The organism is Flavobacterium sp. ov086, from assembly GCF_900187965.1.
GTDB lineage: Bacteria > Bacteroidota > Bacteroidia > Flavobacteriales > Flavobacteriaceae > Flavobacterium.
Map to the genome: position 1 here is coordinate 319,473 of NZ_FZNL01000002.1, position 17,611 is coordinate 337,083.

The window sequence follows — 17,611 nt, forward strand, 5'->3', positions numbered from 1 at the left end:
CAAAATTGTCATTTGTCGAAATTATATTTTGTTAACAGAATGTATTCTTAAGTTTAACATGTTATTAACTAAAAAAACAACTAAACATGATTAAGAACGTACTAAAATTATTGTTTGTTTTATGCTTATTCGGATTTCAAGGTCTGAAGGCACAAACAACAATAAAAGGAACGATAACAGATGCAGTAAGCGGAATTCCAATCCCTGGTGCAAATGTTGTTGTTAAAGGAACGAGAACCAGCGCATCATCAGATTTTGATGGTAAGTACAGTATTACAGTTTCAAATCAGTCAGCAGTTTTAGTCTTCACCTATGTAGGCTCTGCTCCAAAAGAAGTTGCTGTAGGAACCCAAACGACAGTGAATGTAGCTTTAGGTGCAGCTACACAGCAATTGGGAGAGGTAGTAGTTACTGCTCTTGGTATTAAAAGAGAGAAAAAGGCTATTACGTATTCTGCACAAAACATTTCAGTAGATGAGCTTTCAGAAGCAAGATCGCTAAACGTTGCCAACTCACTTTCAGGTAAAGTTGCCGGTCTTAACTTCTCTACAACTTCAAACGGAGTTGGTAGTTCATCTAGAATTACCTTAAGAGGGAACAGATCCCTTACAGGAAACAACCAGCCAATGTATGTGGTAGATGGTGTGCCAATTAGTAATGGAACGACCACTACAAATCCTGATATTGATACAGGAGGAACTACACAGCCGGATGGTATTTCGAACATTAACCCGGAAGATATTGCTTCGATGACCGTTCTTAAGGGACCATCTGCAGCAGCACTTTACGGAACTAGAGCAAGTAATGGTGTAATTGTTATTACGACCAAATCTGGTAAATCAGGAAGAACTTCAGTTTCGTTATCGTCTAATTTTATGGCTTCATCAGCATATAATTTGATGAACTTACAAAACGAATACGGACAAGGTACTCTAGGCGCTTACAACTCAACATCTAGCTCAAGTTGGGGAGGAAAATTAGACGGAAGACAGGTTGCTGCATGGCAGTTGGTTCGTAATCCTAATTATTCAGGACCTGCAACAACGAGTTATACTCCACAACCAAACAACGTTATTGATTTCTATAAAACGGGGTATAATTTAGCTAATACATTAACTATTACGGCAGGAAATGAAAAAGCACAAGGTTATTTCTCTTACACTAACACTAGTGCCGAAGGTATTGTGGGAGGAAATCAATTAGACAGACATAATCTTAATTTAAGATTAACCAGTAAGGTATCTGATAAATTATCATTAGATGTAAAAACGAACTATATCGTTCAGGATATCGATAATTTGTTAAGAACCGGAGAAGAATCTATTGGTACATCAGCTTATTTATTACCACGTAGTATGAAATTTAATGAGTACAAAGATTTTGAATATTTTGATGCTGCCGGACAAAGACAAATGAACTATTTCTTAGACGAGGCCGGATCTCCAGGCGGAAACCCATATTGGTCAGCTTTGCGTGATGATGCACGTACAGACAAAAGAAACAGATTTATAGGTTTGGCTTCTCTTAAATATGATTTTACAAAAACAATAAGTTTACAGATTAGAACTGGTTTAGACCAAATGACCAATAAGAATGTTAGAAACAGATATGCTACAGTAGCTTTTAATAACAATCTTGGTTCATACAGTGAATCTTATGAGACTGTAAGCGAGTTCAATACAGATGCTTTACTTTCTTATAATGAAAAATTTGGTGATTTCTCTATTGGTATTAATGCTGGTGCGAATGCTTTGCAACAAAATAGTTCTTCATTAAATTCAGGAGGAGTTTTAAGTAAAAGAAACTTTTTTGCTTTATCGAATGTAGCAACTATTCAGTCAACGTCTACAGCTTCAGAGAAAAGAATTAACTCGATTTATGGTTTCTCACAAATTGGTTTTAGAAATTATTTATTTTTGGACTTAACTGCCAGAAATGACTGGTCATCTACTTTACCGGCTGCAAACAGATCATTCTTTTATCCTTCAATAGGTATCTCGGGAGTACTTTCAGATATGTTTACACTTCCTGAGACGATTAGTTTTGCAAAATTAAGAGCTTCTTATGCAAAAGTAGGTAATGATACAGATCCTTATCAAACCAGTTCAAGATTATCTTATATTGGTGGTAACGGCGGTATGTTGTATTCTCAGACAACAGCAGCAAATCCTAATTTAAGACCAGAGATGTCAAGCTCTGTTGAGTTTGGTGGAGAGGTTAGAATTCTTAAAAATCGAGTAGGATTAGATGTTACTTATTTCCAAACGAATACAAAAGATCAGATTTTTTACATCAATACTCCAGAATCTTCTTCGACTTCGAGAGCGGTAGTAAACGGTGGAGAAGTTCAAAATAAAGGTATCGAGATGGTTCTTAGCATAACTCCAATACAAACTGCAAATTTCTCTTGGGAGGTTGCTGCCAACTATGCAACTTACAGATCTGAGGTAAAATCTATTTATGGAGGAAGAGAAGAATTAGTACTTGGTGAAGGACGATTGGTGAGAAGTAAAGTTATTAAGGGTGGTGAATATGGAGATCTGTATATTAAAGGTTTCCAAAGATCTCCTGACGGAAAAATTATTGTAAACAGTGCAGGTATTCCACTTGCAACAAATAGTTTTGATGTTCGTGCCGGAAACTTTAATCCGGACTGGACTGCAGGTTTGAAAAATAATTTTAAATACAAAGATTTCTCTTTAAGTTTTCTTGTTGATTTTAGAATTGGTGGTGAGGTTATCTCTTACACTCAGGCAAGACAAGCTGGTTTAGGGGTAAGCGATATTACGCTTGCAGGAAGAGAAGGCGGAATTGTTGTTGATGGTGTTGTAGCGGGGCCAGGCGGAACTTATACTCAAAATACAGTAAGCATTAATGCAGAACAATACTGGACAGCAATTGGACAAAGAACACCTATTGCAGAACCTTTTATTTATGATGCTACAAACATCAGATTAAGAGAACTTGTTTTTGGATATTCTTTACCAAAACGTCTTTTAGGCAACTCTGGTTTTACAAATATTGACTTTTCACTAGTAGGAAGAAATTTATTCTTCTTCGTAAATAAAGCCAAATATTTTGACCCGGAAGCAGGTGCTGGTACAGGAAACTTACAAGGTATAGAATCTTTCAACATTCCTTCAACGAGAGATTATGGAGTAAATGTTAAATTTGGATTTTAATTAAAAAAAGACACATCATGAAATATAGTTTTAAAATAAAAACTTTAGGAGTTGCATTAATGGCAGTTTCTATTTTATCAAGCTGTACAAGCGACTTTGATAAAATAAACACCGATCCTAATTCGCTTACAGAAGATCAGCTGGATCCAACTCTTGCAGGACCATCTTTTGCATCTGCAATTTATGCCGGAATCCATAACGGATCTTACTCATCGCCATCAGGTATTGATGATCAGGGAACATGGGGTATTGCAACAGGTATTTTATCTTCTACTTTTATTCAATACTTAGATTGTGGATATGGTACAGAAAGAAATGCATTCGTAAACGGTTACGAAGGTCGTGGATGGACAAGATTTTACACAGTTGCTGTTCCATCGTTAAACAATGCCATAAAAGCATCTCAAGGAAATGCCGAAGCTTTGGCAATTCTTAAAATCTGGAAAGTTTTCATGTACAATCAGATGGTAGATGCTTACGGACCAATTCCATACACAGAGGCAGGCAATAAGAAAGAAAAAGTGCCTTATGACAGCGTAGAATTTATTTACGAAGATTTCTTTAAATTATTAGATGAAGCAAATGCTACATTAAGTAGTTCTGGTGTAACGACAGTTGCTTCGTTTCAGCCAAATGACCGTCTTTATGCAGGTAATGTTGCCAACTGGAGAGTTTTTGGAAACAGTTTAAGATTACGTTTAGCATTAAGAATCTCTGATATTGAACCTGCTAAAGCAAAAACACAAGCTGAAGCTGCTGTAGCTGCTGGTGTTATGCAAACCAATGAGCAGGGCGCTTTCTTTAAAGCGAGTAATATTACACCAAACAACTTAAATATGATCGTAAACAGCTGGGGTTATACCATGACAGCTTCTATGGAAAGTATTTTGGTAGGATATAATGATCCAAGATTAGCTAAGTGGTTTGCTAAAATTGATACTGGTGTTTATCGTGGTCAGCCTATTGGAGGTTTACAAGATCAGTTTGGAACCACAAAATTCTCTGCTTTTAATAATGATGTTATGGGGAATGGTGCCGCAGGAAATCTTAGCGAATCTAAAAATATCGAAGTATTCATGGCTTCTGAAAACTATTTCAGCAGAGCAGAAGGTGCTTTGAACGGATGGAACATGGGTGGAAGTGCTCAGAGTTTATATGAAGCTGGTATTAGAGCTTCGTTAACACAATGGGGAATTACAGATGCGACTGCGATAAACGCTTACATTGCGGGAAATACATTGCCAACTTTGCCAAACGTCTTAACGGTTTATCCAACTTTAGACTTACAGGATATTCCAGTAAAATTGCCTGTAGCATGGTCTGCAGCAGCTGCGAGTCAGCGTACTCAAATTGCAGTTCAGAAGTATTTGGCTATTTTTCCTGAATCATGGGAATCATGGGCGGACTTACGAAGAAGTGATGCAAAAGTTATTTATCCGCCTCTTAATACCGATAATAATGATGCCGGAGTTGGTAAAAGTTTGATGAAAAGAATCATTTATACTACAAACGAATATTCTTCAAATAAAGATGCCGTTAATGATGGAATCGTTAAACTAAAAGGTCCTGATACCGGAGGAACAAAACTTTGGTGGGATACTAAATAATTAATTTGGTTGAGTAAAGACCCACATATTCTTTACTTAAAAACGCAAAAGGAGAGGAAACTCTCCTTTTGTTTTTATATAAAAATCAGATATGAATTTAAAAAACTATTATCCGTTTATTGTATTGATGATGTTTTTTCTTTCTTGTTCTTCCTTAAAGAAAGAAGTAAAAGCGATTAATAGTACTCAGGATTATATTGCAGAAAATCCTGTTACCCCAAACAGTCATGCATCAACATTAGTAGAACTGGAACCCAACACACTTTTGGCGGCTTGGTTTGGAGGTAAGCATGAAGGCGCTAGTGATGTAAGTATTTATGTTTCATCGTATAAAGAAAAAAAGTGGTCGGCACCCAAAAAGCTGATAGATCCCTTGATTAAAAACGGTGATACATTACCCTGCTGGAATCCGGTTTTGTTTAAAAGTAAAAGCCAAAACTTATATTTGTTTTATAAAGTGGGAAAAAATCCGAGAGAATGGTTTGGTGCTATGATTGTTTCAAAAGACAACGGAAACACCTGGAGCAATCCTAAATATCTTCCAAAAGGAATATTGGGACCTATTAGAAATAAACCAATTGAGACAACTCCGGGAATTATTTTATGCGGAAGCAGTACCGAAAGTATTACTGATAATAAATGGCGTGTTTTTATAGAAACTTATATAGAAGCAACAGATACCTGGACTATAACCGATCTTCAGGATAATAAAAATTTTGACATTATACAGCCCACATTTTTGGTTCATTCTAATAAAGAAATTCAGATTTTATGCAGAAGCAGGCATAATAAATTAATTTCGAGTTGGTCTGAAGATAATGGCAAAACGTGGCAGCGAACGGATAGTATTAATGTTGTAAATTCAAATTCGGGAGTCGATGCAGTAACATTGTTAAATAAATCATTTTTATTAGTGAATAATCCTTTAAAAATGGGAAAAGACTGGTTTAACGGTAGAAATGTTCTCGATGTAGAATATTCAAGAAATGGTGTAATCTGGGAGAAATTATTTGATTTGGAAAACCAAAATAAAGGAGAATTCAGTTATCCTGCCATTATCCAAACAGCAGATCAAAAAATTCATGTTTTGTATACTTACAATAGAAAATATATTAAACACGTCGCATTTGAACTGAAGAAATAAATCAAGTTTTGAAATAATTCATTATTTATGGCGAAAACTTTTAAGATAATTATATACTTGAATGTACCAACTAACCAAAAGATTCGAGGTTTAGTTTCTAACCAGGATATATCCAATGGAGCTAATGATAATGTGATATTCACAAACTTAAATTAATTAAAAAATTTGTTGGTACAGTGAAGTATCTGGAAGTTTAAAATTATTTTTAAAATAAAAAACAGGCTCAATTTAAAAATTGAGCCTGTTTTTATCTTGCAAAAAAACTAATTGCTAGTAACAGAATAACTATTACAAGTAAAATTTGCCCCATTTCCGTTCGTACCATAACAGGATGAGATTTCAAACCCATATTGTATGTCTCCAACAGTGACGTTACCAAACCATCCCTTATCTTTTACCCAATTATAGATTGCTTTTGCATCTATTGTACCACTATTGGTTTTTGTTGTGCGTAAAAATGAATAAACATTGTTAGAGCCATTGTTTCCACGGAATACATTCCAGGTATGACCACCAATGCTTTGGTTTGTATATACGGGAACAGAAGCGCCGGTTGATGAATAATTATAAGAAATCGGTTTTACATTTCCTGAACCATTTGAATTCCCTGTGTAGTTTAACCACAGCATTATTTCATTGGCTTTAGTACTATCCCAAAGATCATAAGCCGAAACCCAAGCTCCTCCACTTGGAGTAGTTGCGTTAAAACTGGTACTAAGAGTATTAATTGTGTTTAACACTTTACCTACGTATTTGGTTGAATTTGGGTATGATTTAATACCTGCTGTATTTGGATGGTTTGCCCAAATACCCCAATTACTGTAATTATTTGCCCATATGGATTGGCTTCCTGCACCAAACCCCCATATGTTATTATATACGGTATAACCGCCATTTGACCAACTGGCATATTGATCAGATGATGACCATGCAGCTTTAACTTCTGATTCATTGTTTAGCTCGCTTTTTTCGCAACCCATAAGCGCTAGGGTTAATACTACAAATAAAATTGATTTTTTCATAAAATTTTAGTTTAAGGTTAAATGATTAGTAATGCTAATGTATTAATAATTACATACTTATCTTATTAATTATTAAGAAAAAGGTGTGTTTTTTAATTATATTCATAAAAAATAGATTATAATTTATTATAGTTTAAAGATATTTTTTAGTTATGGTAAAAATGACTATATATGAAATAAAAAACTGAGAATAATATAATTTGCAAAAAACTAAAACAGGTTTATTCTTACTATAATAAGAGTAAACCTGTTTTTTTATTTATTTGAAGTGAAGATAAATTGTTTGTCAAAGTGTTGTTATATAGTTAAATAACAATTTCGAGAAGAGAATTAGTTTACTTTCCCAGATTTGCAACCCATATGTTTCCTGATTTTCCAGCACCCATTTCTATATAAGTATTACTCATCATAGCTTTGCAATGGTCTTCGCTGTTTTTCCAGCCTAGTACAACTTCGGCAGCAGTAGTGTAATTGCGAGCGATCACTTCGCCTACATATTTTCCTGTATAACCAATAGCAGCGGCTCTTTGTATAGGACTTGTCCCTTCAGGTGATATATGCGAGAAATAATTACGTGCATTCATATCATTAGCATAATTAAGAGCTGTTTTTGTCAATATTGAATTGCTTACTAATGGAGGTACAGCAGGCATATCATCTGCTCCACATTTACATCCCTTAGTTCTAAGTTTGTTTATTTCAATCAAAACTGAATTGGTGACGTCTGTCTCATCTATGGAAGTATCATTATCACTATTACAAGAGATAAATAATAAGGAAGTCAAAAGAATATGAACAACACGCTTTGGAGACATAATAATCGATTATTTATTAAGGAGGTATAAAGATATTTGTTTTTATTGTTTTAAGAGTCTCTAAAATTAAGGTTCTTCAATTTTGTTATTGAAATTTTACTCAAAAAGATAAGTAAGCAGCAGTGCTCTTAGAAAACCTTTTTTATCATAAGATATTAATAATTCACTTACTTTTCGTCCGTTCGATATATCCTCCATTAGTACCAGATTCTTGTTTTTATTATAAGGCAGCATTGAGTATATTTACAACGCAGCAGGGCAAAAATTACAGAAAATTGTAGTTGAAACAAGCAAACCTACAGTAATTACAGATTATTTAAGAGGCTTTCAATATAAAAACAATACTTTAGAGTTTTCCCCAACAGCAGAAGGTTATGTTAAAAATGCAGGTGGGCTTTCGTATGTATTTCAATACAAGGATCATTTGGGAAACATAAGGGTAAATTACGCTAAGAATTCTACAACTCTGGCTCTTGAAATTGTTGATGAAGATAATTACTACCCTTTTGGATTAAAACATTTTATTAGTTACATAAGTTTGCCGCCAAGCAATAATAAGTATAAGTACAACGGGAAAGAACTGCAAGACGAGCTGGGGCTTGGGTTTTATGATTATGATGCTCGAAATTATGACCCAGCATTAGGCAGATGGATGAACATTGATCCGCTGGCGGAGAAATCACGTAGATTTAATCCATACACTTATGCTCTTAATAATCCAGTCTTTTTTATAGACCCTGATGGAATGCAAGCTAAGCCAATGGATATTAATTTTGATACAAATTCAGATAACTTTAAGAATGCTCCGCAATATTTAAGTTCTACTGTTGTTGATAATAATGGTAAAATAATTGACCATAAAGATGATGGGGATGATAATATATATTTGAATAAACGTGGTGGAGAAGTTGTAGGTAAAGAACGTGATGGTGTAACATACGAAAAAGATAAAAAGATAGTTCAAGATGATTTAACAAGTAATCATTTTCTGTTTTCTAATGGTATTGGTAAAATTGAGAATATTAAACCTGTAAAACCTACTTATGGAATTGTACTTATAAATCCAGTAGCTCTAGAAGTAGCTATAGTTGAAGGATTTGGATTGCTAATGGAAACAGTTGAAGCCTCAATTGTTTTTGATAGTTTTGCGCAAAGAGGAAATAATAATGGAAAATTACAAGATGATGAATTAGAAGCGATAAAGGCAAGAAAAGAGGCCGGTACTGCATCTAGTTCTGATTTGCAAAAATTAAAAAAGCACGAAAAAAACACTAATCAAAGAAGTTCAAGACAAAGTAAAAATAAGAAATGATGAATTCTACTCTAAAAAATATAGAAAAGCTTACATTTATTGAAGCTAATAAAATTATTTTAAAACTTTGTGAAGATAAGGTTAAGCTATCTTCAGATGATATAAATTTTATTCTAAATATAAAAGAAACTGAGCTAGTTAATTCATTTTTTAATGAGTATTCACTTTTCGAGCAAAAGGATTTTTTTCTTATAGAAACTTTCATTAATCAAAATTTAGAACATAAAAACAAAGACTTTGTTTCAGATTTAATTTATATAGCTTTGGATTTTGGGCTTGACTTAGAGTACAAAAAGATAGTATCGTTTTTATTAATTGAGAATGAAGACGAAGATTGCTTTGTTTTAGCTTGTTTAGAATATTTAAGCCAGAATATTAAATTATTATACATCGAAGAACTCGTAAAAAACTTAGAACATATACGTAATACTGTTATTTATCATCAAAATGAACAATTAGTAGCAAGTCTAATTTTGTTTAGAATAACCCATAATCCTGCAAATTTGGACTTTATACAGGAATTAATTGAATTTGACAATAGTAATCTAGAATTTCTTAATACAACTTTGAAATCCAAAATATATGATGAAGCTTACTTTGATTTTACTTGTTTCAATAAAAAGATAAAGCGTTAAATAGATAATATTTTAGGTTGGTAATGTATCAGATGTGTTGGTGGTTAATTATTGCATCTAACATTTACAGAAAATCAGATATTTATATTAATATCGCGTAAAAATTAAAACAACCTTTGGGTTAAGAGTGGTCGGAAGAAATTCCGACCACTTATGTTTTAAATACTTGCCGCTCTCCGAAGTTTTCCTTATGAAAAGCTACAAATGTCTCTAGACTGCAATTTTTTTAAACAAAGTGTTTTAAAACAAACAAAAGCCCCGCTCCCGAATCCTTTTGTGTGACATAAAGTGAAATTGACAAAGAATTAAAACCATAATCAATAATAAAACTTCAGATTTCTCTGAAGCTTTATTTAGTAGTGGTAAGCATTCCAATATCTAATCAGTTTTTTGAGGATTTTTGTAATGTTTTGACATGTGTATCTTAAGGTATTGGCATTTTTCCAACTCTCTTTTTAAGTTTATTTGTAAGGATGTAAATACTATATATTTCTGCTAATTATGGTAGTTATAAAGTTATGCTTCTAAATAATTCGTTTGTTTTTTTAGTTATACAAACTGCTATTCAATTTGAAGAAAGAGATGCTGTTTGTAATTTTGCGCGTTAAACAGTTAATGGAGATATTCTTTCTAAAGCTTTCATGGTGAGAGTTGTATCTAAGAGAAAATTTTAAATCAAATTATTATTTAGAAAAAGGGTGGAAAAAAATAAATAACACAATCGGTTGTTTTTTAATTATTTTTATTGTTAAATTAGCAGTAAAATACTTACTCAAATGTAAAGAGTAGGTTTTTGATTAAACTATTTAACTATTTAACCATTTAACCATTTATGTTATGAAAAGATTTCAAAAATTACTTATTCTATTTTTAGTGTTTATTCCTCTAATACGATTATTTGCATGGCCAGGAATGCCATTGCCTCCTCTGCATATCGAAGGCAAAAATTTAAAGGATCCTTGCGGAAAAAACATTTTACTACATGGTGTTGCCATTACTCCCAGTCCTTGGTTTAATGGTTGCTCTTATAATCAATGTCGTTGGGATAACTATAATGTTCAAGGTTGTCTTAATTATAATAATGCCGTTATGGATGCGCTCACGGATACAAATAACGGGTGGAAATTAAATTATATAAGACTTCATATTGATCCTTACTGGACCAATACACCTGGTTGCTCAGCAGGAGAAAATAGTATCTCATGCTTTGATTACAATAGATTAGTAACTTACGTAAATCAAGTTATAGTCCCTTTAATTAATCATGCCAGAAGCAGAGGACTCTATGTTGTCCTTCGTCCTCCTGGCGTATGTCCAAATCGAATTGCTTATGGGGACAATTACCATAATTATTTAAGAACGGTATGGCAATATCTATCGAACCATCCAAGTTTAAAGAATGTAGATAATGTTATGTTTGAAATAGCCAATGAGCCTGTAGAAATACTTGGAACAAATGGAAATTGGGGTGCAACGGGTGATGAGCATTTTGCCGCTTTACACAATTATTTTCAGGATTTAGTAAATATAATTAAGACTAATGGTGCAAATAATATTTGCTGGATACCAGGAACGGGATATCAATCTCATTACCAAGGATATCCAAACCATTTAATAACAGGAGGTAATATAGGTTATGCTGTTCATGTTTATCCGGGATATTGGGGAGCTAATGCAGAAAATACCACTAGTTTTAATAATGCCTGGAATGCTAATGTGCAACCGATTGCTAACATAGCACCTATTATGGTAACAGAAACGGATTGGTCTCCTACTGGTGACGGAACATGGGGTACCGGTACAACAAGTGGTTTTGGTCTTAATCTGAAAGGTAGAATTGATGCTGCTGGAAATTGTAGTTGGAATTTACTTGCACCAGAAGGACTGATAACTAATGCAGATCCATATAATGTTACAACTGCTTTCAACAACAATTGGGAGGCTTGTGCTGCACCAACTAAGCAGTGGTTCTCTGAATATGCAAATAATAATATACCATCGCAAAGCTGTACTAGTACCTCACTAGTAAACAATGGAGTTTATGAAATTGAATTTAAAACAAATTCAAATAAAGTAATAGATCTTAAGTATGGGACTAATGCAAATGGTGCTGTAATCCATCCTTGGGATAGATTAGGAGGAACAGCACAACAATGGATCGCTATTGATGCTGGAAACGGCTATTGGCGTTTTAAATCAAATGCGAGTTCTACAGGACGTGTAATAGATCTTGAGAGCGCAGATCCAACAAATGGAAAATCGATAAGACTTTGGGATAATTATAATAATGATGCTCAAAAATGGTTAGTAACCGATATGGGTAATGGTTATTATAGCATAAAATCAGCCATAAATACATCAAAAAGTTGGGACATTTCTAATTGTAATATGGATGGCACAGCAAATCTTCAACTTTGGGAATATTATGGGACTTCATGTCAATTATTTAAGTTCAATAAAGTAGGAAACACTTCAAAAAGTATAGATGAGAAAAATATTTTAACAAATAATGTTGAAATAGGTAATGGTGTCCAAGTATATCCTAATCCATCAAAGGGTGGAGAGTTTAATATTTATTTCGCTTCACAATCAGACGAAAATTATTCTGTAACTATATACTCAATAGGCGGCGAGGTATTATACGAAACAAAAAATCTAAAATCTAATACTAATCAAGTTATTAGAACTAAACTTGCCAGAGGTATATATATGGCAATGATTTCTCAAAATTCAACTACAACAACCAAAAAGATAGTAATTGAATAGCCTATTCTAAAATAATACATATAGATTTTGAGATTAACGTTATAATTTTATTCATCATTATATTTATTGCAAAACCACTACTTTAAATTAAAATTAAAGTAGTGGTTTTATTTTTTACTCCAAACTTAACGACCAGCCTGTAATTTGGACTGGTAAAAAAGTTTTGGAGTAAACGGTTTTGATTTACTTTAATATTAATAAAAAAGGGATCTTAGAAATTATAAATAGCTAAGACTTCTTAATTTAATTGCAGTTTATTTTATATAATAAATTAAGCTAACGGTTGTTTTTGTTTTCTTTTTTATAAATTTTTTCTTCTTTATCGTCTTGATATATAGTTAATAATGTCTGATTATTGGTGATTTGTTATTTTTGCGAGTTCTTTAAAAAAAATGAATTAGCGCTTTTAAATTTGCAATTTTTAATCCGTGACTACTTATATTGTTATTTATTATTCATTTTTTTAGCTATAAAAATATTGATAATGTTTTATTTATGACTTGTTTTTGTGTAATTGGTAATAAAATTAAATGCAACCGATTGTGTATTAATTGTTTTTATTTATATTTGTAATAAATACACTTATTATTTAAGTTGGGTTTGTAGACTTGAAATCTGTAGTATATAAAAATACAATTACCTGAAAATTAAGTGTTTTAATAATCTGAATTGAAGTTATGTTAGTTAGTTTTTAAAAAAGCCGAAGTTGAAATTTACTTTCGGCTTTTACTTCCAAAATTACAATTAATCATAATGGCACTTCTCCTGATTAGAACTGGGCTTTCAAATTATTTTGAGATAGAAAAAAATAAAATTATGAAGTTAAAGATTATTTTATTGAGCTTTTTTGTTTCTAGCTTATGCAATGTATGGTCACAACAAATACAAATAGAGTCGCCTAATAAAAAAATCGATATCACTTTGTATGGTACAAAAAATAATCAAGGAGAATGGTATCTTAAAATAAAGTACCAGACAGATAAAAATACAGCTGAAATACTTCCAAAAGTGAGTTTAGGACTTTCAAGAAATGATCAGGATTTTTTTAAAGAACTTATTTTTTTTAAAGGAACTAAACCAAAAGTGATAAAGGAACATTATGAGCTGCCCATAAGTTATGGTAGTAAATAAAAACAGCACAATAGAGGTAAAATTACTTCGTAGAGGAGGTTTTGTGGTTTCATTAATCCCGATAAAATAATCCCTTATAATAAGATATACTATGCAAAAATTTTTTTATATTTTTCTTTTAAGCTGTTTGTTCACTTCAGTTAGTGCACAAAAGTATAAAGGACATACCTTAACGAAAGATCAATTATCTATAGATTTATCTGAGGGAATTTTACACATAATCCCGCTTACCGAAAAATCTATACGAATACAATATCAAATAGAAAATGCAAAAGAAGCTCAGGAATTTGTTGTAATAAATACGCCTAAAGTACCAGCTTTTGTATTGAAAGAAACGGAAAGCACTTTAAAGCTTAGTACAAAAGCAATAATAGTTACATTCGACAAAAAGACGGGAGTTATTACATATAGTAATAAATCAGGCAAAATATTTCTAAGTGAAAAAGCAAATACAAGAAGATTAAAACCGGGCACTATTATGGGGGAACCTTGTTTTGAAGCAGAACAAGGTTTTGAATCTCCTGACGATGAATATTTATTTGGATTAGGGCAGTTTCAGGATGGTTTTTATAATTTAAAAAATGTGACCCGTAAACTAATCCAGGTTAATACACAAATTGCAATTCCGTTTTTAGTATCCAGCAAAGGTTATGGATTGTTATGGCATCAGTACGGATTAACCTATTTTAACCCTACAACTCAAAGTATCACTTTGGTTAAGAATACAATAAATGAAGGTGAAAAACGAGAAATTGAAGTAACAACAACTTCAGGAACACAAAAAGTTTCAGAACAACAGTCTGTATATTCCGGGAATTTTTCAATTGCTAAAGATGGAGAATACTCCGTCATGCTTGATCTGGGAGACATGGACAGCCGTCATTTAGTATTGATTGATGGTATTGATGTAATTAATCAATCTAATTTATGGCTGCCACCGGCAGTGAGCAAGTTAGTTCAATTAAAAGAGGGGGAGCATACTGTAAAAGTAATTTGCAAATCGAGTAACACGCCATCTCTTAGTTTAAAACTTTCTAATAATGAAACGGTTTTTAATTCTCCAAATGCAAAATCACTTGATTATGTTGTTTTTGCAGGAAAAAATACAGACGAAATTATAGCGAATTATCGCAACCTGACAGGTACTGTACCAATGTTGCCTAAATGGGCATTTGGTTTTTGGCAGTGCCGTGAGCGATATACTTCTGGCGAAGATTTGGTTTCTACAATCAAAGAATTTAGAAAGCGCAATTTGCCTGTTGACATTATTGTACAAGACTGGCAGTATTGGGGAAAATATGGTTGGGGCGTACCAAAATTTGATGAAACACATTATCCCGATCCTGAAAAATTTATAAAAGAAATTCATGATTTGAATGCGCATTTTTCTATTTCTGTCTGGGAAAATCTAAATAAAGAATCTGAAATCGGGAAGGAATATGTATCGAAAGATTTATTCATTCCTAACAGCCCCTGGATAGATATTTATAATCCTGAAACCCAAAAAACACATTGGAGTGTATTAAACAAAAATTTATTCACCCTGGGTGTAGATTCTTGGTGGATGGATGCCACAGAACCTGAAAATGATGCATTAAAAGGAAAGAAGACTTATTTTGGTTTGGGCGATTTTTACCGTTTGACCTATCCGTTATTTGTCAGCAAAGCAATCTATGAAGGACAAAGAAATGCAAATCCCGAAAAAAGAGTAGCTATTCTTACCCGTTCGGCCTTTTTAGGGCAACAGCGATATGGTACTATAAACTGGTCAGGTGATATTGGATGGGATTGGGACTCCTATAAACGCCAAATAGTGGCAGGTCTAAATTATAATCTCACAGGAATGCCATACTGGACGACTGATATTGGTGGGTTTTTTCGTCCCGGATCAACACAATACACAGATGAAAAGTATCATGAAATACTTACTCGTTGGTTTCAATGGGCTGTTTTTAATCCAATATTCCGAATGCATGGCTATCAAACAGAAACTGAACCTTGGAAGTATGGTGAAAAAGTAGAAAATAATATGCGTTCTATGATGAATCTTCGATATCAATTACTGCCCTATATCTATTCAGAAGTCTGGCAGATATCAAAGAATAATTCAACCTTGATGCGGCCTTTAATTATGGATTTTAATAATGACACGACTGCCGTAAGTAAGGCTTATCAATACATGTTTGGAAAAGCATTGTTGATAGCGCCGATTACAAAACCAGATGTCACCCAATGGGATGTTTATTTGCCTAAAAATAACGCTTGGTTTGATTTCTGGACCGGCAAACGATTTGAAGGAGGACAGACCATTTCGATTCCGGCACCATTGGATAAAATTCCTGTTTTTGTAAAAGAAGGTTCAATTGTACCTATAGGCAATGTAATCCAGAATACAAACTCTAAACAGGATGCTCTCGAAATTCGGATTTATACTGGTAAAGATGGCACGTTTACACTATATGATGATGAAGGTGATAATTATAATTATGAAAAAGGAGCACATATTGAAATTCCTATAATCTGGAATGAAAAAAATCAAAGCCTGACTCTGGGGAAAAGAATAGGTAATTATAAGAATCAAACAGCAATATACACAATGAATATTGTATGGATCTCTGGAAATCAGAATGCAAAGATTCTAAAAACAATAAAATATACAGGTGAAAAAGTACTGATAAAAAAATCAGCCGATAAAAATTAAATCTAAAATTTAAGTGAGATAAAAGGAATTAAAAACGGTATTCAATACTTAAAAAACCAAACCAAAAAGCCAAACCAAAAAACAAATAATGAAAAACCAAACCAAAGTTTTATTTCTACTGATGTGCTGTTTGTCTGTACTAAGTATCGAAGCGCAAAATCCTATTATCAAAGATGTTTTTACGGCAGATCCTGCTCCTTTAGTGCATAAAGGTACTTTGTATTTATACACAGGTCATGATGTAGCAACCCAAGACGATACGAATTATAAAATGGCCGATTGGCATGTGTTTTCTACAACAAATATGAAAGACTGGAAAGATCATGGAGCAGTACTTTCGCCCGGCACATTTTCTTGGGCTACAGGTGATGCTTATGCGGCTCAATGTATTGAGCGAGATGGAAAGTTTTATTGGTTTGTTTCTACATTTCATAAAAAAGACGAGATAAGTGGAGGCGGTGCCGCAATAGGTGTAGCAGTTTCAGATAGTCCTACAGGTCCTTTTAAAGATGCAATTGGAAAAGCGCTCATAATAAATGAAATGACAACAGACATGAAATATGCCTGGGATGATATTGATCCAACCGTATTTGTTGACGATGATGGACAAGCCTATATGTTTTGGGGAAACGGAAGCTGTAAATGGGTAAAGTTGAAAAAGAATATGATAGAGGTGGATGGATCTATTACCACTTTTACACCTAAAAATTATATCGAAGGACCTTGGGTGTACAAAAGGAAAGGATTGTATTATTTAGTATATGCCAGTACAGGCACAAAACCAGAAATGATAGAATACTGCACCTCTAAAAATATAACAGGGCCGTGGACTTATCAGGGGATTATTCAGGAAAATGTACACAATAGTTTTACCACACATCCGGGAATTATTGACTATAAGAGGAAATCGTACTTTTTTTATCACAACGGGAGTTTACCAACAGGTGGGAGTTACAGGCGCTCAATCTGTGTAGATTATATGCATTATAATAAAGATGGAACCATTCAAAAAATAATACAAACCACTGAAGGTGTAAGTAAGATCAAGTAATACTAATCAAGAGTTGAAATGTGCCGTTAGGCACTAAATATTGATAGTCATTATAGATTCGAAATATGTTGGCGTGCCGTAGGTATGCAACAAAATGATAACTATTGCGTACCTACGGCACGCTAAATTTATTCCAATTCATGTTTTCTACCAATATTTAGTGCTTAACGGCACAAATTGTAGACTTTCAACTCTTGATACACATAAGTAATAAAAAGATAAATATGGTCATATATATAAAAAGG

The 17,611-nt window shown here is 33.2% G+C and carries 11 protein-coding genes; 9 read left to right on the plus strand and 2 right to left on the minus strand.

Going from position 1 to position 17,611, the window contains the following annotated elements; genetic code table 11:
• The first annotated feature begins 86 nt into the window (after nucleotides 1-86).
• The 3 genes from CHB81_RS03325 (at nucleotide 87) to CHB81_RS03335 (ending at nucleotide 5,933) form a co-directional block, all read left to right on the plus strand.
• On the plus strand, nucleotides 87-3,182 hold the full coding sequence (locus CHB81_RS03325) for a SusC/RagA family TonB-linked outer membrane protein (RefSeq protein ID WP_089350466.1): 3,096 nt from the start codon (nucleotides 87-89) through the stop codon (nucleotides 3,180-3,182).
• A gap of 17 nt (nucleotides 3,183-3,199) precedes the next feature.
• Nucleotides 3,200-4,789, plus strand: coding sequence for a SusD/RagB family nutrient-binding outer membrane lipoprotein (locus CHB81_RS03330; RefSeq protein WP_089350467.1), 1,590 nt, complete (start codon nucleotides 3,200-3,202; stop codon nucleotides 4,787-4,789).
• 91 nt (nucleotides 4,790-4,880) lie between these two features.
• Nucleotides 4,881-5,933, plus strand: coding sequence for an exo-alpha-sialidase (locus CHB81_RS03335; RefSeq protein ID WP_089350468.1), 1,053 nt, complete (start codon nucleotides 4,881-4,883; stop codon nucleotides 5,931-5,933).
• A 263-nt stretch (nucleotides 5,934-6,196) separates the two neighbouring features.
• Here the strand turns inward: CHB81_RS03335 and CHB81_RS03340 are convergent, their stop codons facing one another.
• Both CHB81_RS03340 and CHB81_RS03345 read right to left on the minus strand, forming a co-directional pair.
• On the minus strand, nucleotides 6,197-6,955 hold the full coding sequence (locus tag CHB81_RS03340) for a glycosyl hydrolase (protein ID WP_089350469.1): 759 nt from the start codon (nucleotides 6,953-6,955) through the stop codon (nucleotides 6,197-6,199).
• A gap of 335 nt (nucleotides 6,956-7,290) precedes the next feature.
• Entirely contained in the window at nucleotides 7,291-7,770 is a 480-nt protein-coding gene (locus CHB81_RS03345) for a CAP domain-containing protein (protein WP_089350470.1), read from the minus strand.
• Nucleotides 7,771-8,194: 424 nt separating this feature from the next.
• On the opposite strand from CHB81_RS03345, the gene CHB81_RS03350 reads away from it, so the two are divergent.
• From CHB81_RS03350 to CHB81_RS03375, 6 genes are all read left to right on the plus strand, one after another.
• The gene (locus CHB81_RS03350; protein WP_254920949.1) at nucleotides 8,195-9,082 is read left to right on the plus strand and encodes an RHS repeat domain-containing protein; all 888 of its coding nucleotides are present in this window, start codon (nucleotides 8,195-8,197) and stop codon (nucleotides 9,080-9,082) included.
• The gene (locus CHB81_RS03355) at nucleotides 9,082-9,717 is read left to right on the plus strand and encodes a hypothetical protein (protein WP_141130356.1); all 636 of its coding nucleotides are present in this window, start codon (nucleotides 9,082-9,084) and stop codon (nucleotides 9,715-9,717) included. Before CHB81_RS03350 ends, CHB81_RS03355 begins: the two co-directional genes overlap by 1 nt.
• An 837-nt stretch (nucleotides 9,718-10,554) precedes the next feature.
• Entirely contained in the window at nucleotides 10,555-12,483 is a 1,929-nt protein-coding gene (locus CHB81_RS03360) for an RICIN domain-containing protein (protein WP_089350473.1), read from the plus strand.
• A gap of 816 nt (nucleotides 12,484-13,299) precedes the next feature.
• Complete coding sequence (locus CHB81_RS03365) at nucleotides 13,300-13,614, plus strand: hypothetical protein (protein ID WP_141130357.1); 315 nt, start codon at nucleotides 13,300-13,302, stop codon at nucleotides 13,612-13,614.
• Between the two features lie 91 nt (nucleotides 13,615-13,705).
• Complete coding sequence (locus tag CHB81_RS03370; RefSeq protein WP_089350475.1) at nucleotides 13,706-16,315, plus strand: TIM-barrel domain-containing protein; 2,610 nt, start codon at nucleotides 13,706-13,708, stop codon at nucleotides 16,313-16,315.
• Nucleotides 16,316-16,403: 88 nt separating this feature from the next.
• Nucleotides 16,404-17,366 (plus strand): glycoside hydrolase family 43 protein, encoded by a 963-nt coding sequence (locus CHB81_RS03375; RefSeq protein ID WP_089350476.1) that lies wholly within the window; start codon nucleotides 16,404-16,406, stop codon nucleotides 17,364-17,366.
• Nucleotides 17,367-17,611 lie beyond the last annotated feature (245 nt).